This is a genomic window from Pseudomonas putida (assembly GCF_050990305.1).
Lineage (GTDB): Bacteria > Pseudomonadota > Gammaproteobacteria > Pseudomonadales > Pseudomonadaceae > Aquipseudomonas > Aquipseudomonas putida_AH.
The window spans coordinates 2,184,088-2,203,604 of the sequence record NZ_CP158817.1 but is presented as its reverse complement, the minus strand read 5'-3'; the positions used below and the strand labels follow the sequence as shown (position 1 = coordinate 2,203,604).

General features: G+C 54.5%; 17 protein-coding genes and 2 pseudogenes. 5 read left to right on the top strand and 14 right to left on the bottom strand.

What is annotated here, in order from left to right; translation table 11 throughout:
- The first annotated feature begins 12 nt into the window (after window positions 1–12).
- Window positions 13–1,077 (top strand): Rieske 2Fe-2S domain-containing protein, encoded by a 1,065-nt coding sequence (locus tag ABTV22_RS10255; RefSeq protein WP_433739856.1) that lies wholly within the window; start codon window positions 13–15, stop codon window positions 1,075–1,077.
- Window positions 1,078–1,860: 783 nt separating this feature from the next.
- On the opposite strand, the gene ABTV22_RS10250 is transcribed toward ABTV22_RS10255, so the two are convergent.
- From ABTV22_RS10250 to ABTV22_RS10240, 3 genes are all read right to left on the bottom strand, one after another.
- Window positions 1,861–2,982: a P1 family peptidase gene (locus ABTV22_RS10250; RefSeq protein WP_433741357.1), complete on the bottom strand. Its 1,122-nt coding sequence runs from the start codon at window positions 2,980–2,982 to the stop codon at window positions 1,861–1,863.
- 88 nt (window positions 2,983–3,070) lie between these two features.
- Window positions 3,071–4,180 carry a polyamine ABC transporter substrate-binding protein gene (locus ABTV22_RS10245; protein ID WP_433741356.1) on the bottom strand — a complete coding sequence of 370 codons (1,110 nt, stop codon included), beginning with the start codon at window positions 4,178–4,180 and terminating at the stop codon, window positions 3,071–3,073.
- Between the two features lie 142 nt (window positions 4,181–4,322).
- Complete coding sequence (locus ABTV22_RS10240; RefSeq protein WP_433739854.1) at window positions 4,323–5,138, bottom strand: carbon-nitrogen hydrolase family protein; 816 nt, start codon at window positions 5,136–5,138, stop codon at window positions 4,323–4,325.
- Window positions 5,139–5,272: 134 nt separating this feature from the next.
- On the opposite strand from ABTV22_RS10240, the gene ABTV22_RS10235 reads away from it, so the two are divergent.
- Window positions 5,273–6,058: a response regulator transcription factor gene (locus ABTV22_RS10235; RefSeq protein WP_433739852.1), complete on the top strand. Its 786-nt coding sequence runs from the start codon at window positions 5,273–5,275 to the stop codon at window positions 6,056–6,058.
- A 339-nt stretch (window positions 6,059–6,397) separates the two neighbouring features.
- Here ABTV22_RS10235 and ABTV22_RS10230 read toward each other — a convergent pair whose 3' ends face one another.
- Window positions 6,398–7,102, bottom strand: coding sequence for a methyl-accepting chemotaxis protein (locus tag ABTV22_RS10230; RefSeq protein WP_433741355.1), 705 nt, complete (start codon window positions 7,100–7,102; stop codon window positions 6,398–6,400).
- A gap of 201 nt (window positions 7,103–7,303) precedes the next feature.
- Window positions 7,304–7,552, bottom strand: a pseudogene (locus tag ABTV22_RS10225) (methyl-accepting chemotaxis protein); the annotation flags it as partial.
- Between the two features lie 1,392 nt (window positions 7,553–8,944).
- Here ABTV22_RS10225 and ABTV22_RS10220 point away from each other — a divergent pair.
- The gene (locus ABTV22_RS10220; protein ID WP_433739850.1) at window positions 8,945–9,268 is read left to right on the top strand and encodes a hypothetical protein; all 324 of its coding nucleotides are present in this window, start codon (window positions 8,945–8,947) and stop codon (window positions 9,266–9,268) included.
- 515 nt (window positions 9,269–9,783) lie between these two features.
- Here the strand turns inward: ABTV22_RS10220 and ABTV22_RS10215 are convergent.
- The gene (locus tag ABTV22_RS10215) at window positions 9,784–10,386 is read right to left on the bottom strand and encodes a hypothetical protein (RefSeq protein ID WP_433739848.1); all 603 of its coding nucleotides are present in this window, start codon (window positions 10,384–10,386) and stop codon (window positions 9,784–9,786) included.
- A 663-nt stretch (window positions 10,387–11,049) separates the two neighbouring features.
- Between ABTV22_RS10215 and ABTV22_RS10210 the strand changes: the two genes are divergently transcribed.
- Window positions 11,050–11,259 (top strand): hypothetical protein, encoded by a 210-nt coding sequence (locus ABTV22_RS10210; protein WP_433739846.1) that lies wholly within the window; start codon window positions 11,050–11,052, stop codon window positions 11,257–11,259.
- Window positions 11,260–11,478: 219 nt separating this feature from the next.
- Here ABTV22_RS10210 and ABTV22_RS10205 read toward each other — a convergent pair whose 3' ends face one another.
- The 7 genes and pseudogenes from ABTV22_RS10205 to ABTV22_RS10175 all read right to left on the bottom strand — a co-directional run bounded on the left by ABTV22_RS10205 (window position 11,479) and on the right by ABTV22_RS10175 (window position 18,352).
- The gene (locus ABTV22_RS10205) at window positions 11,479–12,900 is read right to left on the bottom strand and encodes an amino acid permease (protein ID WP_433739844.1); all 1,422 of its coding nucleotides are present in this window, start codon (window positions 12,898–12,900) and stop codon (window positions 11,479–11,481) included.
- Between the two features lie 633 nt (window positions 12,901–13,533).
- Window positions 13,534–14,040, bottom strand: a complete 507-nt coding sequence (locus tag ABTV22_RS10200) for an AAA family ATPase (RefSeq protein ID WP_433739842.1) — start codon at window positions 14,038–14,040, stop codon at window positions 13,534–13,536.
- A 72-nt stretch (window positions 14,041–14,112) separates the two neighbouring features.
- On the bottom strand, window positions 14,113–14,610 hold the full coding sequence (gene umoC, locus ABTV22_RS10195; protein ID WP_433739840.1) for a UmoC family flagellar biogenesis regulator: 498 nt from the start codon (window positions 14,608–14,610) through the stop codon (window positions 14,113–14,115).
- A gap of 1,624 nt (window positions 14,611–16,234) precedes the next feature.
- Window positions 16,235–16,767: pseudogene (locus ABTV22_RS10190) on the bottom strand (glycoside hydrolase family 19 protein).
- Window positions 16,768–16,827: 60 nt separating this feature from the next.
- Window positions 16,828–17,109, bottom strand: a complete 282-nt coding sequence (locus tag ABTV22_RS10185; RefSeq protein ID WP_433739838.1) for a tail fiber assembly protein — start codon at window positions 17,107–17,109, stop codon at window positions 16,828–16,830.
- Window positions 17,106–17,438: a hypothetical protein gene (locus ABTV22_RS10180; RefSeq protein ID WP_433739837.1), complete on the bottom strand. Its 333-nt coding sequence runs from the start codon at window positions 17,436–17,438 to the stop codon at window positions 17,106–17,108. Before ABTV22_RS10180 ends, ABTV22_RS10185 begins: the two co-directional genes overlap by 4 nt.
- Window positions 17,438–18,352 (bottom strand): phage tail protein, encoded by a 915-nt coding sequence (locus ABTV22_RS10175; RefSeq protein ID WP_433739835.1) that lies wholly within the window; start codon window positions 18,350–18,352, stop codon window positions 17,438–17,440. Before ABTV22_RS10175 ends, ABTV22_RS10180 begins: the two co-directional genes overlap by 1 nt.
- Window positions 18,353–18,901: 549 nt before the next feature.
- On the opposite strand from ABTV22_RS10175, the gene ABTV22_RS10170 reads away from it, so the two are divergent.
- Complete coding sequence (locus ABTV22_RS10170; protein ID WP_433739833.1) at window positions 18,902–19,258, top strand: hypothetical protein; 357 nt, start codon at window positions 18,902–18,904, stop codon at window positions 19,256–19,258.
- Window positions 19,259–19,276: 18 nt separating this feature from the next.
- Here the strand turns inward: ABTV22_RS10170 and ABTV22_RS10165 are convergent, their stop codons facing one another.
- A complete protein-coding gene (locus tag ABTV22_RS10165; protein WP_433739831.1) occupies window positions 19,277–19,510 on the bottom strand; it encodes a hypothetical protein in 234 nt (77 codons plus the stop codon).
- Window positions 19,511–19,517: the final 7 nt, after the last annotated feature.

The window sequence follows — 19,517 nt, the reverse complement described above, 5'->3', positions numbered from 1 at the left end:
GTAGGTACGCCCATGTTTGCGAAGAACGCCTGGTATGTCGCCTGTACACCTGATGAGCTAGCCGTGAAGCCGTTAGGCCGACAAATCTGCGGCGAGAAAATTGTTTTCTACTATGGCCATGAAAACGAGGTGATGGCCGTCGAAGACTTTTGCCCCCACCGTGGAGCCCCGCTTTCACTCGGCTTTATCGAAAACGGAAACCTGGTATGTGGCTATCACGGACTGGTTATGGGGGGAGATGGCGTGACCGTCTCCATGCCCGGGCAGCGGGTGCGCGGCTTCCCCTGCAACAAGGCCTATGCAGTCGTCGAGCGCTATGGCTTTGTTTGGGTGTGGCCTGGCGATCAAGCCAAGGCTGATCCAAATCTCATCCATCACCTGGAGTGGGCGGATAGCGACGAATGGGCCTATGGCGGCGGCCTGTATCACATCAATTGTGAATACAGGCTCATGGTCGACAATCTCATGGATCTCACACATGAGACCTACGTCCATGCTTCCAGCATTGGGCAAAAAGAAATCGATGAGGCACCGCCAGTGACCACGGTTGAGGGCGATGTGGTTGTCACGGCCCGACACATGGAGAACATCTCGGCGCCACCGTTCTGGCGCATGGCCTTGCGTGGCAATGGCCTCGCCGACGATGTGCCAGTGGACCGCTGGCAGATCTGCAAATTCACCCCCCCAAGCCACGTGATGATCGAGGTAGGTGTCGCCCACGCGGGCAAAGGTGGCTATCACGCGGCCCCGCAACACAAAGCCGCCAGCATTGTCGTGGACTTCATCACTCCGGAGACGGAAACGTCCATCTGGTATTTCTGGGGCATGGCGAGAAGCTTCAAGCCCGACGACGATGAACTGACAGCGAGTATTCGGGAAGGGCAAGGAAAAATTTTTGCGGAAGACTTGGACATGCTGGAAATGCAGCAGAAAAATCTTATGGATCATCCGGACAGAAAGCTGCTGAAACTCAACATTGACACAGGGGGCGTACAGGCCCGTCGTGTGATTGAGAGGGTTCTTGCGCGCGAGCGTGAAAGTGAAAGCTCTCCATTGATCGCGACTCAAGCCGATTAATTCAACGAATCAGGGTGGCTGCCGGCTGCTCACCAGAAGGAGTCTTTACGCATGAAGCTCGAAATTTAAGCGATTAGTACGCGGATGCTTCGACCGGCTTCTATGTTCATTTTGCAGCAGGCCATCGTGGAAATTCATGTGCTCAGAATTCGAGCATCAGCGGGTCGAGTTCCTACCCCAACAAACGATTAGTAGTCTATGCAGTTGCGTCGCAACGCTCGAAGGCAATCGCAAGGTCGCGTAGCTCGCCTATATCCGTGAGATAGCCGCCTCACCAGGCCTGCTGCAGGCGCCGCACAATTCTTACGAAAAGATCACCTGCTTGGCATCAGCAAACTTGACGCCGTAGGGAACTAGCGGACTGAACGTCCGCTGAACGATTTAGCCAATCTGTTGCATCGAGCGGTTGAATCCACAGCCAAAAGCAGTCATTCAAAACTGTCTACATGAACGTCGATGATTTCGGCATGCGGTGTTCTGTGCACGAGTTGCAGACACCAATGAGGACGATTGTCCTCTGTTGATGCGTCATGCTGGGGAGTCGTCGACGATGATCATTTTTTCTGAGGAGGTAAGTGGCATTTCTTAATTTATATTCACAATTCGGGTCATTAACCGGTCAGATCGCCACAGTAGGACGCCTGCATTTTAGGTCTATCCAAGAGCGACAGCTCTCACTTAAACGTCGCGTGACGTCTTAGGTTGCGATGTCTTCCCTGGAACCTGAAGATGCAGGTGGCATGGACGCGGAACAAGCACACCACCTGAATACCGCTAGATCAGTTAACCATTCGCCGCTCCCGGCCAGCCGGCCTGATGCAAGGCTTTGAGCAGCGTCTTACAATCCAGTCCCGGCACGGTATGGCCGTTGCCTTCGGCGGTGTCAGCGGCTAACAACGCATTGATGATGGCTTCTTCCACCGCTTCGGTGGCGGCCAGAAACAACTCGCTGATGTGATCGTTGTTGACCATGCTTAGGTTGTCGGTGGTCGGCGCGCGCTTACTTTCGTAAGCGGCCGGCGGCACATGATTACCGGTGGAAAAGGCGATGAAGATGTCACCGCTGTGGTCTTCATTACCACCACCAGTGCGGGCGAGACCGAGGCTGGCGCGTTGCGCCAGGCGCGTACATTGGTGTGGCAGCAACGGCGCATCGGTCGCCAGGCAAACGACTATCGAACCCATGCCCGGGTGCGGCAGCGAAGCCTTGAGGAACGGCGAGTCGGCCTGTTCCATGTAGCGTCCGACCGGGTAGCCGTCGACGCGCAATTCGTTACGGATGCCGTGGTTCGCCTGGACGATGGCGCCAACAGTCCAGCCGCCCTGAGTGCTGCTCAGACGCCGCGAAGCGGTACCGATTCCGCCCTTAAATTCGTGGCAGATCATGCCGCTGCCGCCACCGACCGCGCCTTCGATAACGGGCCCACTCACCGCATTACTTAGAGCTTCGGCCACATGCTCGGGTTTCACATGGAAACCGTTGATGTCGTTGAGCAGGCCGTCATAGGTCTCCAGTACCACCGGCATGTTCCAGTAGAGACGGCCGTCATCCGGTTGTTGTTCACGGTCCAGCACAACCAGTGCATCGCGCACCACACCCAGGCTGTGGGTGTTGGTGAAGGCGATGGCACTGGTCAAAAGACCCGCTTCGCGAATCCACTCCAAACCGGTGGCGTCGCCGTTGCCGTTCAACACATGGACGCCCGCAAAGCACGGTTGCTGGCTGGTGGAACCGACACGCGGTTCGATGACCGTTACACCGGTCAGGACATCGCGGCCGTTGGCGGTGCGTCCTCGCACATTACTGTGACCGACCCGTACGCCCGGTACATCGGTGATGGCATTGAGGTGACCGGATTGCAGTTGGCCGAACTGAATGTTCAGGTCGCGGGCGCGTGGCTTCATTGTGTCTTTCATGATCTCTCTCTTGTTTTGTTTTGATTTGTTTCATGACTGGGGCTTGGCCAACCATCAGCAGAACCGAGTCTGCCAATCAATTGCCGGTCTTGACCGTGTTCCACGCGCGGGTTCGAATGCGCTCCATCTTCAGAGGGAGTGGTTCTAGCGGAAATAACGTGTCCAACACTTGCTTGGACGGATACACCCCTGGGTTGTCGCGGATTTTTTTCTCGACAAGCGCGGTGGCATCCTTGTTGGCGTTCGGATAGCTCAGGTAGTTGGATGACTCAGCGATGACTTCAGGACGCAACATATAGTTGATGAAGGCCAATCCTTGCTCCGGATTCGGCGCATCGTTGAGCTGCACCAGACTCTCCACCCACACCGGGGCACCTTCGCGTGGAATGCTGTAGACAAGGTTGCGATGGTTGCCAGCCAGCTCGGAGGCTTTTTGCGCATCGGCGACACCACCCGCCCAGCCCAGCACGACGCAGATGTTGCCATTGGCTAGATCAGAGATGAATTTGGAAGAATCGAAGTAAACGATATAGGGACGAAGTTTCAGCAGCAGTTCCTGGGCTTTTTTGTAATCGTCCGGGTTCTGGCTGTTGTATGGCAGTCCGAGGTAGTGCAATGCGATGGGAATAACCTCGCTTGGGGCGTCCAGCATGGCCACACCACATTGACTGAGTTTGGCCAGATTTTCCTCCTTGAAAATGAGGTCCCAGGAATTGACTGGCGCATCTGGGCCGAGTATCGATTTAACCTTGTCCGCGTCATAGCCTATGCCAGTGGTACCCCACAGATAAGGGGCCGCATAGCTGTTTCCGGGATCGTTGCTCTGCAATTTGGCGAGGATGTCGGGATCGAGATGGGACCAGTTGGGTAACTTTGAGCGATCCATTTTTTTCAGCACACTTGCTTTGATCAGGTTCGGTAGCAGGTCGGCACTGGCAACCACTACGTCATAGCCACTGCGGCCAGCCATCAGTTTGCTTTGCATGACGTCGCTGTTGTCGAACACATCGTACACAGCGCTGATGCCCGCTTCTTTCTGGAAGTCTTTCACCGTGTTCGGGGCAATGTAGTCATACCAGTTGTAGATATGAACACTGTGCTTTTCAGCTTCATCGGCCTCGGCGCAGACCAGGCCGAAACTGAACAGCGAGACCAGCGCGAATTGCATGTAACGAATTGGCTTCATGGGGATGCTCCAGAGCGTTAGTACTGAGTCCAGGGACACGAGCACTGCTCCTGCTAGTTTGTGAATTGTTGTTGTGGCAGGGGCGAGATCGGCGTTAAAGCGGAACAATCGCTGCGGTGTGGTTAAACCCCTCGCGCCTGATTCAGGGGATGAGTAGTTCACGGCGGCCATCACCGTGCTCAATTTGCTCGCCGGTCAGGAGCAGGCGGCGGTCACTGAGGTAGTCATAGTCGTGGCGGGCGGTGCGCAACAGGTCGAGATCCAGCTCCACCACCTGCCGGCACTCTGCGCGCCCCGCTTCAAATAGCGTGCGCCCGAAGGGATCGATTGCTGTACTCCCACCGGCAAAAACGAGGCCTTCATCGCCGTCGCCGACTCGATTTACCATCACCGCAAATGCCTGGTTTTCCTGAGCGCGAGCCATGATCGCGGTGCGGTGGACAGGGCCGTAGGGATCCATGTTTCCGTTAGTGACAAGGATCAACTCGGCACCGAGTTGGCCGAGTGCCCGAGCACTTTCCGGCAACTCAATGTCGTAGCAAATCAGGATGCCGACACGGATGCCCTTCCAGAGCGCAGTGGCATAGCGGTCTCCTGGTTGGAACAGTCCGCGTTCCGACGGCCAAAGGTGAGTCTTGCGATAACTCAAGGCGATCCCTTGTGGGGTTACCAGCAAGGATGTGTTGTAGAAAGTGCCGGAGTCGTTCTCAGCCAGACCAACCACCACTGCGACGTTCCGTTCGCGTACGGCGCGCTGCACGGCCTGCACACTTGGCCCGTTAACGGGTTCGGCGATTTCGGCGAGCTGTTGCGAGTTGGCAAATCCCATCAACTGCGTCTCTGGAAAAATCAGCAGATCGGTATCCACTGCGCAGGTAGCGATGGCCTGTAAGGTACGCTCTAGGTTATAAGCAGTATCGCCATCGCGACCGGTAAGTTGTACAAGCTCAATCTTCATCGGTGATCCTTTCACGTGTATGTGGACTCGCAATCGCCAAACTGAACAGCACCCGCCGGGGCTGAAATGGAGTATGGAGAGCCATAAAACGGAAAGTAATTACTTCGATGGGGTAACCCCGTATGGGTAGAAGCATGAGCATTACATTGCAGGACATGGCCTGGCACCAGGCGATTGGCAGGCTGATAGAAGCACTTGACCGTCCTAATTTCTGGCTGTCCCTGGTGCGTCTGTTGGATAGATACATTCCGGTGGACAGTTGGGTTGTGCTGATTTTCAGCAATGGCCGGCCGCAGGTGCTCGCAGAATGCCCAGGCAAGGACGGCGGGCCGGACCCACTCTTTCAGGATTACCTCAAAGGCCTGTATCTGCTCGACCCCTTTTACCTGGCCAACCGGGAAGCACCGCAGAACGGTTTGTTTTGGCTAGCCGACGTGGCGCCGGAGTGCTTCGAACAAACCGACTACTACCAACGCTACTTCCGTCTCAATGTCGTTGCCGACGAAGTACATATCAACGTCCAGCTCGACGCGGAACGCACCCTCAGCCTGTCGCTGGGAAATGAGTGTCTCTTCAGTGCAGAGCAGACCGCCCTGCTCACGCTCATCCAAACTTGGGTCGCCGCCCTGATGCGTCAGCGCATGGCATTCGAGCGGGAAGCGCTGGAGCAGAACACGTCGCCAACACCAAGCTGGCAGAGCTGGCTGGACTCCACTGACCAGCAGTTGGAAACGCCGCTCTCCGCCCGCGAACTGGAAGTCGGCCGGCTTATGCTCAGCGGCTGCTCGAACAAGGAGATCGCGCGCAAGCTGGCGATTTCCGTGGAGACTGTGAAGGTCCACCGCAAGCACATGTACAGCAAGCTCGGCATTAAATCTCAGTCCGAGCTGTTCTCACTGTTTCTGAACGCGCAGAGCTGAAGCCGTTGTTTCATGATGGCTTCAGTTCCCAAGACAATCGGCTTCGCCGCCACGCCTCCACATCAAGCGAATGCTTACCGGTCTCTCAAAGTCAGGCTTTAGTGCGCAAAACTGAATGACTGCATTGGGTCGCTTTCTGCCGGTCGTGGCCACGAAGCATGCAGGTGAAATCCGATATAAATGAGTGGTCAGATGGAACGCAAATGGATGGTCAGTCTGTCCGATTACCCATCGGAGGATGAGCGATCTGAGAGCGATTTCATAAAATTAATTTCAAGCGGCCCAGAAGCAGCCCAAACGGTATACGGAGACTGGTTAATTTCAGGCAACTTCGCTAACTCAAGTCTGAAAATGTCCAAGCGCTACATTGAGCGCACCGCTGACATGCTTCAGCTCCGATGTCGACGCCTGCAGCGATAGGCTTTGTCGCGAACTCTCTTCAGCTACCTCGCGTACTCTTGTCATACTGTTGTTGACCTCATCCGCCACCACGCTCTGTTGCTCAGCCGCCGTGGCGATCTGCTGGTTCATTCGCTCGATGGTCGCCACTGCCTTGGTAATGCGCTGCAACGCGACAGATGCCTGCCCCGCCAATCCTGCAGACTCGTCGGTTAAAACTCGGTTCTCCTGCAGCCGTGTGGCCGCCTGCTGCGCAACACTGCACAATCGATCAATGAGCGATTTGATCTCACCGGCAGAAGCCTGAGTACGTTTCGCTAACCCCCGCACCTCATCTGCGACTACTGCAAAACCTCGGCCGTGATCACCGGCACGCGCGGCTTCAATAGAAGCATTCAGCGCGAGCAGATTGGTTTGCTCGGCTACTCCTTGAATGACGTCCAGAACTCCGGTGATTGCTGAGCATTCGCCAAGCAGTTCGTGCATCACTTCAGCACACCCATTCATCTCTTGAGCCAGGAACTCGGCTCTATTGGCTGCCCGCTGCACCAACAGATTGCCATCCTGCGCCTGCTCGTTGGCGATAAGCACCGCATCGTTGGCTTCGGACGTATTTCGTGCCACCTCTCGTGCCGTGGCGCTCATCTGCTGCATAGACGCTACCGCAACTTCAGTCTCTTTACGTTGCTGCTCGACTCCTGCATGGGTATGGGAAATCACCATGGAAAGGCTACTCGTAGTGCCGTTCAACTGCTCAACACCTAGGCCGATGCGCTTTACCAATCCGCGCAAGCTGTCAATCATCCCTTCGAAGGCGTGCAATAGCAGGCCAAGCTCATCCTTACGCTCTATGGGCTGAAGAGCACCTGCCAGATCACCGTCAGCAATGCGCCGAGCCCAAGCCACCGCCTCTTGCAGCGGGTGCAAAATTAAGTGACGAATTAGCAAACTGGAGCCAATACCCAAGCTCAGCGCTAACAGAGTAATGATACCGAGTTGCCGGCTGGCACTGCTTCCGTCATGAGATATCGCCCTGCTCTGCTCCTGTTCCAGAGTGGACAGCAACTCACCAAGATGCTCGCTTTGCTCCTGCATACCGACCGAAGATTGGGCGATTACGTCTCGGCTGGTGGCGAACTGAACAAATGCCTGCCGATAATCTGCCAGCGCCTCACGCGCGTTTTTAAGAGATACCTGACCGTCCTTCCCCACTCTCAGCGCCAAAGTATCGATAGCAGCGAGTACATCACTCATTCCCATTTCCCAGTCGGAACGGCGGCTTTGGTCATCTTCCAGGCTATAAGCAAGCTCGCTATCCCTCACTTGCGCCAGTTTGTCACGCAATGCAGCGCTCTGCTCGAGTAAGGCAAACTGGTCTACTGCCGACCCGCCCTGCACATCAGTCCCAGCATTGAGCGCGTCAAGCTGATCAAGAAACACAGCGTTAAAGCTTTCTGCAGCGACACGCGCCACCCGCTGCATACGCATGCGGGCGTTGTGTACCTGGCGTAAAGAGTTTGCATACTGCTCGAATTGCCCGAGGTAAGTTTGCGCTGCCGAGGCGATCTCCTGACGAGCGGAATTGCTGTCGCCAGACAGTTCCTCATGCAGTTGCTCGGCAGTCATACGCACTTGCTTGGCAGCACGCTCATCCAAAACTAGCGCGAAGTCCTTTTCAGCGATACGCGCCTGCAGAACTCGCACCTGTACTTGCAAATCACCACGTAAGCGTTCGCTGTGCTGCTGCAAAGTTGCTATGGAGCTAAATGCCGTCACCGCGACACCAGCGGTTAGGAACAGAACCAGGCCAAAACCGACCCAAAGTTTGGCTCCTACAGAGAGGTTGGCCAATGAACTATTCAACTTGCTCATATCATGCCCCGTGAGCGGAAACACGGAGCAACAGGCACCGAGCGTCAATGTTGGCAGGTGTAAATAGGTTGGGAGCAGAAAACGCAAGCGGCAGTGTTAGCGAGAGCTTCATAAGACAGCCTTATTTATTTTTATGATGAGCGCACGCACGCTAGCGAACGTACAAGCCTCCTCGCCAATCGCTTTTACAGCTTTCAGGTATCGCGATGCGCAATGGACAATGAATAGCTCTCTACTGATCATTGATGCGACTTATGCTGATCAGTTCCACAGTAGCGCAGGCAGCAACCAGGCCCTCTGAGGGCTGACATCCAAAGACGATGATCAATCTTTTATCATGGAGGTAAGCTTGCTGGTTTCGTTTGAGCCCTGTCGGAGGGGGGACTCACTTTAATGGGTGGGCAAGGCTCCAGCGGCCACCAAGCCTTCATTCAATACTGATTAAAGCGATTTCGAGGCCCAAAAAAGATGGCCAGAAGACAAGCAGAACTTCGGAATATGCCTGACACCTCAATCAATTCCAAGATCGAGGCAATACAGTAGGCACAGCTAATTTTGACGCCCACACGTAAACTTGAACCCCGTGCGCGGCAAATTTTCGAGATGATTATGAGTATGCACCCAGTGACCATGTGGGGCGCCTATGATCTGCATTTGGCAACCGATTTGGCTGAGATCAATGCCCAGATCGAGTGGACTCAAGAGGTGTTAGTCGTTGAGGGTGATGTGCTAACCACTCGACTCGGAACGCCAATCATCAACCCTCGGGCGACCCACTGCGGCAACCTCAAACGCCAGGCGGTGACCTTTTTGCGGGCGCTGGGACTGTCAGCAGGTCAACGGCACTTGGGCGATGAGCCAAACCGTAAACGGGCGAGCAAGCATATGGATTTTCAACAGGCCGCACGCGATGCAGAAGACGATCCCCTCCTGGCATGACCATGAAGCATGTTTACCCCCGTGTTTACCCCTAATCCATAAATGAAAAAGCCCAACCTTTTCAGATTGGGCTAAGTCATTGAAAAATATGGTCGAGACGGAGTGATTCGAACACTCGACCCCTAGCACTCCATGTTGGGGACTGTAGCGAGTTAAGCTATTGTTTTACAACGGATACAACTCATTCTGAGAGCGGCAAAACATCCGCTTTTTTGAGATTTTGCAAACGGAAATACGCGGCCTCCAGAGGAGGTTTTGCGCACTTTCCCCGGCCCTCTGCCGACAACGATCCGTCCTGGAACGTCACCTCCCCACTCCTCTACAGATTCATACTTGAATAGCCCGATTGCGTACCACTCCTCCACCTCAGGCAGTGGTCCCGGGCGGCCTCCACGCACTCCAGCATTTCGGAAAACTGATCATCATCGATCTCACCACGCCGGCGAGCTGCGAATGCCATCTCGCTGAGCACGCCGCAATCGCGGGACAAGCCGTCATTGGTTCACTACCTCGCTTTAGAACCAGCCACTATTATCCTCCAGCTCCCCCCGACACTGCTTGAGCTGTGCGCCGTAGACCTTCGACTGCTGCTCAACCTTGCGTGCCACTTGCATCAGCCAGGGTTTGCTGCGGAAGGTGCCCCGGCTAAAACCACCGCGGCCTTCGTGATAGGCAAGATACTGGTTGTAGGTGTCCCACTTGGAGATGCCCAGCTGCTTTTGGGTACTGGCGGTGTACCACCCGATGAACATGATCGCGTCGTCGAAGTTATCTCGCGAGCCGCCATTGCCGGAGCCATCCTTGTATTCACTCCAGACTGGATCTTGGGCTTGTGCATAACCGTAGGCAGAGCTGACACGGCCCCAGGGAATTACCCACAGCAAGTAATCACGAGGTGGCAATGCATCGTGAACGAAGCTGCTTTCTTGCTTCATGATTGCCATCGCCACATGTTGCGGCGTGCCGTATTGCTGTTGCATCTCCAGCGAGTCTTCATACCAGTCGGGGTATTCGCGGAAGATATTGCACAGGTTGTTTTGATCTTTAGGTGGCGCAGTGGCGCAACCTGCCATGATCACGCACATCAGCATCAACGCCCAGAGTCGCCCTTGTTTCATCCATCGCCCCAGCAAAAAATGAGGGCTTATTGTGCCCTTCAAATACACGCAGAGCCTGACTCGAAGCAGCTTGCGGTGAAAAGGGCGTGATGGTGTCAGATTTTCTCAACCTCTGGTAGGTAGCGGCGCTGCGGCGAGGAGTGCCCCCCCTGAGCACCCCGTAGTCCTGTCACAGGGGTATATCTTTATCTGCGACAGGTATGAGTATGTGTATCACTACGGAGAGATATTCGTGGCATCACGTACTTTTACGCACAACGGCAAAACGTTTAACGCCAACCGATTCGCGTGGACCGGTCCTGACAATCTTGAAGAGGAAACAGGCGTGAAAAATCAAGGAGTCACGCAAAATTCACGCACATGAAAAAGGCCAATGCTGTGAACATTGGCCTAAGTCATTGAAAAATATGGTCGGGACGGAGTGATTCGAACACTCGACCCCTAGCACCCCATGCATGCAAGGGCCCTAAAAAGCTATACGGAACAGTCCTTTGGAACGGCGCCCACTGCAATCGATGCCGTACCGTGCTTTACCGTGATTCACGTTTCCCCGCAAAAGTCCCTACAGGCTTTCGATCAGAAAGCCCCTGTCCTGGCGTTCTGCCGACCGTTAACAACCCTTTGAATGCAATGCTACGCTTTCCTTACAACCGAGGACTCGCGATGCCAAACTCGGACCTGCTCCCTTCCCTGCTTTTCAAGATCAACGAGAACCAGCTCGCCCTCGAGGCGGCGATCATGGAATGGTCAGAATGGGTCGAGAGCCATGGCGGAACCGAAGTTGCCGACAACGTACGAGGCGCCATGGTCGCAATCGATCGCAATGAAGAGTTCATCAAGATGACGCTCGCAGTGATGATGACACCGGAGTGACAACAATCGGCTGTGGATTCAACCGGTCGATGCAACAGATTGGCAGAAATCGGTCAAAGGTAGTCTTTCGGTTGCACCATGATCATCGACAGATACCCTTGGCCATTATGTGCAAGAAGTTACGCACTCAAATATGGATAGATCGCAATGCTGCTCCGCTTAGATGAGCAGCAGTGCGATCATTCGGTCAAGGTTTTTACTTTTTTACCGCCGACGCAATCAAGAGGCCGAACGCACCGTACCTTGCGATACGTTGGTTGGTTGCAGCTTGAACGCATAGAACAACACAGTCAGCAGCACCAGGAATGCAGGCCCTACGTACAACGCAATACGGGTGTCCGGGAAGTAAGCCATCAGGCCAACCACAAGCCCCAGAAACGCCAGCGCGAGGTACGAGCTAACCGGGTAAAACCACATGCGATACTTGAGCCCTGCGCATTCAGCCGAGCTCAGACCTTTTCGGAACTTGAGCTGGGCCAACAGGATCATCGCCCAGGTCCAAATCGCACCGAAAGTCGCGATGGCGGTGACCCAGACAAAGACCTTTTCCGGCACCAGGTAGTTCAGCAGTACACCCAACAGCAATGCACCGATCGACAGCAGCAAGGCACGACGAGGTACGCCGTTGCTTGAGGTCTTGGCGAAGCCGGCGGGGGCTTGGTTATTCTGCGCCAAGCTGTAGAGCATGCGCCCGGTACTGAAGATGCCGCCATTGCAGGATGACAGCGCGGCCGTGATCACCACGAAGTTGATGATGCCGGCAGCGGTCTTGATGCCCAGACGTTCAAACGTCATCACGAACGGACTGCCCTGGGTGCCGATTTCGTTCCACGGATAGATCGACAGGATCACGAACAACGCACCGACGTAGAACAGCAGAATGCGCCAGAACACCGAGCCGATAGCATTCGGGATGGTCTTCTGCGGGTTCTTCGCTTCACCGGCGGTCAGGCCGATCATCTCCACCCCCAGGTAGGCAAACATCACCATTTGCAGGGACATCAGCACACCCTGCACGCCATTGGGCATGAAGCCACCGTGAGCCCACAGGTTGGAAATCCCCAGCGCGACACCATCGTTGCCGAAGCCGAAGGCAATGATGCCGATACCACCCAGTACCATGGCGATGATGGTGACAATCTTGATCAGGGCGAACCAGAATTCGAACTCACCGAACGCCTTGACGGCGATCAGGTTGATCGAACCCATGCTGACCAACGCCGCCAGCGCCCAGATCCAGCGCGGCACATCGGGGAACCAGATACCCATGTAAACCGCCACGGCGGTAATTTCCGCGACGCAGGTTACCAGCCACAGGAACCAGTAGTTCCAGCCGGTGAGAAAGCCCGCCAACGGGCCAAGGTAGTCTTGTGCGTAACGGCTGAACGAGCCCGCCACTGGGTTGTGCACAGCCATCTCACCCAGGGCACGCATGATCACCAGAATCGCCAAACCGCCGATGATGTAAGACAGCATAATTGCCGGGCCGGCCATTTCAATGGCCTTGGCCGAACCAAGGAACAGGCCAACACCGATACAGGCGCCGAGGGCCATCAAACGAATATGCCGTTCACCTAGTTCGCGCTTGAGCGGACCAGCTTGAGCGATCTCTCCGTGAGGCAGTTGGTTGTCAGCGAGCATAGGAATACAACCTCGTCTTATTATTGGATATGAACCACCGAGTACTAGAAGCTCTGACGGATAGCCAGGGCTAACTCAACCGGATCCACCTTTTGGCGGCGGCCCGTCTTGCAGGACAAGACCTACAAGATCGGCGGGACGTAAAGTATAAATAGCCAGCCTCAGGGTATTTCACTGTATAAGCCACTAACTTCAGAGATAAATATCGATAAAATTCGCATTCCACGAGGTTTACCACCTGGATTTTACCTCTTTATCAAGCAAAAAATGGCGCCGAATATTGCACGGTAATGTGGTGTAGCATCACGCCCCAAGCGACTTCGACCTTTCCTTTACAATGGCTCTACTCCAATACTTTTAACCATTTAAAACGGCTGCCAGCTTCCCGCATCACGCAAATGCCACTAGAACGACCTCCGTCGCCACGGCATAGCGTCTGACAAGTGGAAACTGCTTGAGGTGGTCCGAAAAACCCACATGGCTGGCCAAACCCGGGAGGTAATAGCGTCAGAAACGTTATGGGTATTGGCTGACCGAGGTTACTTCAAAAGCGAAGACATCCTGGCTTGTCACGATGCAGATATCACTGCCCATTTTGAGGTAAGCGTCCGGCTAACACACCTTGGGGCGACACTATTCGCTGGAAAGAAATTGATTAACGATCATCTCGACCGCTTGCACTGAAGAGGTCAGGGCTGTGTCTATGCAAAACGGAGCTTCGTCCCACGGCTCATATTCATGGCCCAGCACAGATTCCCAGGTTGGTGGCGTCAGCTCGGGAATATCAACTGTCCTTGTTTCTACCCGGCACTGATGTTCATTTGTATCGGAGCAAATCACTTGGATATTTACTAATCGAACGCCAGAGCTTGAGGCGATATCGCTCCACGTGATTCGGCTTTCTATTACAGGGTTGAAGCAATCAACGATGACGGTGCGGCCTATACGAAGATTGCTTAGCGCAAGCTCATTAGCGACCATGTAGCCACTACGCCCCACATCTTGTGCAAGAGCACCAGAGTTTCGAATCGCTTGCTCAATCGTATCAATCCGTAGATACACGGCACCTGTCGTAGCAGCGAGATCCTTGGCGATGGTCGTTTTTCCGGTGCCAGGAAGGCCGCTGAAATCGATTAGCATTTTATGTCCTTCGGTTCATGACTTAGCCCTGCTTCTCGTTAGTGAGGTAAGCCGCCACCTATGTCAAAAAAATCAATCAGAAAGTTGCTTCGTTCTCCAGCGGATCAAATCCACATTGCAGGAACTTGAAATATCTCCAGAGCCTGAGCCTCCCATCAACGAGTCGCCTTGCCATTGGCATTGTGCATCCTTGAACTTCTCGAAAGCATTCTGAGAAGCGAGCAGTGAGGCAAGGGCTTTGGCTGTCGCACTCGAATCTATCTCCTTTGTTATAGCTTCCAGTTTTTTGTAGGCAATATTCATTTGCGATGTAGCTTCACGAGTCTTAAGTGCAAGGCAAGGCTGCAACGCTGTCCGGGGCTTATCGCCAATGGCGTCGAAGCATTCGTCCAATGCTTCAGCTTGAGCATCGCTGTTCACTGGGTTGTTTATTGTGGTGGTCGCCGTGGCTGCAATATTGACCGCGCCGTCTATGATTGGATTCATATCTGATTTTACGGGTGCTTGAGCGAATGCCGTACCCATTGAAAATGAAGTCGCTACAACAATCGAAGAAACGAGTACTCTCATTTTGTCCATCCTTTAGCATGATTTTTCGAGGAGAGAAGTAGTTTTTATAATCGACTGATAGTTTGCTACGCACACAGTCTCAGTCACATTTGAGATTTAGTAACGCCCTGTTTGACCGTATTCAAGAGAGTTGTTCACTGCTAAAAAACCTGTATACCTCGAAGGGCTGCGCCGCCAGAAGTGGTCGCTAATTGCTTTTCAGCAAACCCGCTCAGATATGTTCCAAGCCCCGTCGTCAAACGTTGATTGATAGACTAATTTCGGCCCCTACGTTTGCGGTTTAGTTCCTTACTATATTGGTCACCACGGCCACTTACTAACCACTCCCGGCTAACACCGATCCGTTTTGCCAGCAACGACAACGATTGACTCGTTGGCATCGACTCCGCATTAAGCCAACAGCGTGGCGCATAATCACTTACGCCGACAAGCCCCGCCAAATAGCTAAGGCGTTCGGTTTCCTCAATGCCGCGCTCAGCCAACACCCCATTCAATCGGCATGAAAATGACAGGCGAATCTCCAAAAGTTTACCCACTTAAATAGACTTCCCAAAAAGTGCGTGAGCAAACCAGTGAGGGTAAAACTCAAGCTCAAACTTTAAACCAGGCCGTGATACGGACCGGCAGTTGGCCACATTGGGGCGACAAATTCGGCGGGCTAGAAAATCATCGATGGTCGCTTGGGTATCTCCGACAGCGCGGACTTTGCCTGGAGCATGGAACTGCTCAAGCGCTGAGCTCATTGCTACCCGCCCAATTATCAATCGGATCCTCCTGCCCCCGGCCCTTCTATTGAATTTAATTTGCTGCTGACTCGATCAACAATACGTTATATCGTATCACTTAATCCTTTATCCCACTTTTCACTAATTGAATCAATCGCGCAATCATTCACTCGTCATTTTTTTGGCGGCTGCACCAAATTGACCTAATTGGGAGATGTCACTAGCTCAACTGGCCTTTGGCATAGGCCTGGCAGGCAGCTAGTGCGATCAGTCCTTGGTCGCCGACGCCATGCTAATTTTCCCCGAGAGATCACAGAACGCGACCAAGCGTTAAGGATCGCCACCCGAATAGATATAGGACCTGTCCGAAAGTGACGCAGGGCTCGTCTTGCTTGCAGGTCGGAATTGCCCGCCCCTGAACTAGCCCGCCCTTTTCAGCGACCCTAACGCTAAGTCGGGAAGTAGCAGGTCCAAGGGCAGAACTGCCACTGACGAGTGCTATCTGCCGAGCAACAGCCGGGCGTTGCACCGTGATCCGTTAAAAAAAGTACCTAAACGGCTTTTTTCCACAGGTAGAGCCTTGTGGAAGCTGTGCGTACTCGGCAGTGTCCGTCCAAGTCAAAAGGTACAACGCCGAAAAGATCGCCCGTTTATGCTAATCGCATGACCGATCGCGCCCACCTGCTTTAGGCACTTATGTCGATAATGGAGCCATCACTTCTTGAGGAGTTCTCCTCGTGACACCAAGAGCTCAAAAAAGCCCGCCCAGTGCGGGCTTCGCTGCATCTGGGGCTTCACAAGTTGCTGAAGGCTGTTGTGGATTCATATGGATTCATACAGCGCTCAGCGACATTTCAGCAACATCCCTTCTCCGGCGTCCTGCCAACTACAAACCTTCCCTACGAAAGAACCTTCAACGCACGCTGATAGATCGACAACCGGTCGGCCTGGCCATTCAGCCCACCGTTGATGCGCCGGGTGATCTTTTCGAAGTCACCGGCATCGGCCAGGGTGTTCAGCCCTTTGGCGGCCCAGAACCACGCCGCCGACATCGCGGCATGCTGCGGCAGCTCCAGCAGCTCTGGCTGATTGACCAGGTCGACGCCCATCGCTTCGCCACAGGCGGCGTAGTTCGCCCGGCCAGTGATCTGGATCAGGCCGCGCCCGCGATACTTGAAACCATCGCCGGTCACGATGTTGCCTAGGTCTTTCCGGCCTTCATATCCGCGCTGGGCCGGGGTTGGTCCCCAGATCTCGCGGACGTAGACCAACTGGCCGGATTCGTGGCCGATCTGAGCGATGAACGCGGCAATGCGTTCGCGCCGACAATCTGGAAACGTTGCATGGCGGTGTTGAGGACAGGAACAAAAACGCCGACTTTGGTGCCGGCGTTCGGAAGAGTCTGCAGCAGTTGCTGCGATGTGATGGGCATACTTTTCTCCAGGCAAAAAAAAATACCCGCTCAGTGGCGGGGTACGGTGTTCGTCGAAGATCAGGCCGGGGCTACTGGCCAATCAATCGTGGCGGGATAGCCTAACTGCTCGGGCACCCGATTCAGCGCGACGCGATATTTTTTCCAGGCCTTCCACAGCAGAACTTCAGCATCTGTGGCCTCATCGATATCCACGGCATCCTGAAGCGGTGCAATGGCTTTATCGGCGACGGTTCGACATTTCGCATTCTCTGCTAAGGCGTCAACGAGCACTTGGTCATTCGCGGCCTGCTCTTTCATTGCTCTGGTGATCAGCTGACTCCAGTCGATGTTTGTGCTCATGCTTCGGCCTCCTGGATATCTGGCTCGGGGATCGGTGTTGGCTGCGGCAATATCACAGGCCCATCAGGAACGCTGAGCGAAGGCTCGGGGAATGCCAGCTCCTGGCTACAATTCGCAGGCAGAGGAAGAATTAGCGTTAGCTCAAGAACGCCGGCTACATTATCGACCTGTCCAGCGAACCACTCTGAAGATATAGCGGAAGCAGGAAGCGAGTCGCCATCGACCATCTGGGAGAAATCGAAAAGCTTGCCATTTATATTCAGTGCAGAGCCGGCGCGCGATACTTTAAGCGTGCCGTCTAGGCGCACCGGAGAAAGTTTAATAATCATCAGAACCACCTCCCGATAGCGAGCACATCGATGTAACCAGCGCCGTAAGATCCGGCGGAAAGAAGCTGGTAGTTTCCCCAGCTATTTTGTGTTGGGCTTGTGTAGCAGCCAGACCACATAGCGTTTACGTTGCCCGATGCGATGTAACCCGAATGCACGACTTTTGGAGCTTCGATGAACCCAGCCGGATATGGACCAGCACCGAATGCTCCACTGCCAAAAATCCCTCCAATAGGAGTGCTGGAGATATCTGTCGCGATCCGCTTCCAGCAAATCTGCGTCCCGTCTGCATATCGAACGTAGTCACCGTTTGAGTTGTTGCCTCGCTCGATGATTGCGCCAGATGGAACTCCACCCGACTGCGATGTCGTGCCGACAGCGTTTGACTTTCCGTATGCGCCTGCAGCCTGCAGAGCAGACAGAAGCGCGGCAATAGTCGCGACCCCCGTTCCTCCTTGTGCGACGCTAAGCGCATTGGTTAATCCGGCTAGCGATGTGATGTCGTTGTTCGAGCCAGACTTAGCGGCCCCAATGCCGGATCGCGCTCCAGCCTGGTCAGTCCCGCCAGTCCCGCCTTTGGTTACGGGCAATATGTCGTAGTTGCCGGTGGTTCCCAGTGCGGCCAATTTGGCACCGTACTGGTTTACCAGCGATCGTAGAGCGTCGGCCGAGTCTTTGACGTAGCCCTGCATCGGCGCCAGAGCGTAGATGCCGGCGGCATTGCTCGCACCCTGGTAGTTCGGCGAGATCGCCAAGGCCGTGTCGCTGGCGATGTTGGTCACTTCATACCAGGCGCCATCCGGCCCGCGAAAGGCATCGCCGACACGGGCGTTCGAAATAAATGCAGTGTTCGTGCCGATCACCGCATTGGAGTTTTGGACGACAGAAACCGTCCCGGTTTTGTACCAGAGCATAAATCATCTCCAGAAAATTTGAGCCTCAGGCCAGCAATTTGGCGCAGAGGAAAGGACGGTGCCCTTGGTCAGTCCAAGCCGTTGTGGCGAGGCTGTACATGAGGATGCGGCTATTGGCGTAATCGACGCCAAGCGCACAGCCGCCACCGGTTGAGGCGTTGTGGCAGTTCATAGCAAAGGGATTAAGGGATATGTATTCGCCTGCCCCAAGCAGTCTGCCGATGCTCCAGACGTAACGGCGTCCAACGGACAATTCCTCAGAGCCTAGGTAGGTCCAGTTTCCTGCGGCGAAGGTCACCACTACTGCCGGGGCCCCGCTGTCGTACACAAGCTTACCGCTCGGCCCCCACAAGGGCCTGAATCGGAAGCAGTGCCACGAAGCCATCGACAATCAGTTCGACGCTGCTCCTGCGACTGCTCAAAGATTACGACATCGATTATCCGAAGATGAAGCCGGCCTTTCGATGAGGCGCATCAACAACCAGGTGCGCCAGCGCCGACGGCAGACATGGCTGGATCTACCAGCCCACGGAATTGAAGAGGCAGGCCATGGCCGAGGAACAGCAAGAACTGACACCGGAAGCCATCAAGCAGCGCAAGAAGCGCGAGAAGGCAGCGGCCAAGAACGCAGCGCTGGGCATCGAGAAGTTCATGGTTGAGGTGGCTGGGGTGTTCAAGCCGGATCTGCAAAAAGTGATGAAAACCCACGGCATTAACAACCAGCAGGACATTCACCAACGGCTGCTGATCAACCTGATCGCCGCCGATTTTGAGACGCAGGCGAAGATGCTTCGCTGTGTCACGAACCCTTTTGCTATTACCGATGAGGTGTCACGCGAATTCCACAATCAAAGCCTGCGCGAACTGCGCAAAGACCCAGGTGACGAATACTTAGCGCCGAGTTGATTAGCCAGGCAGCTTGTCTCAGGGAACGAGCAACGCCTCATGGATTTCAATGGTGGGAATATCGGTGAGCTTACGCTTTTCCGTCAGCCAGTACCTCATTCGATTCACATCGAAAATCTGCCCCTGCTCCATGAGTGTTAAAACCAGCGCTCTGGAAATACGGTAGTGCCCACATGAAGGGCAATTGCGCTCTTCAAAGTCATCACCAACCTGGTAGCTTTCAGCAGTTCCGGCACAAATCAGGCAGCTCATGGCCACC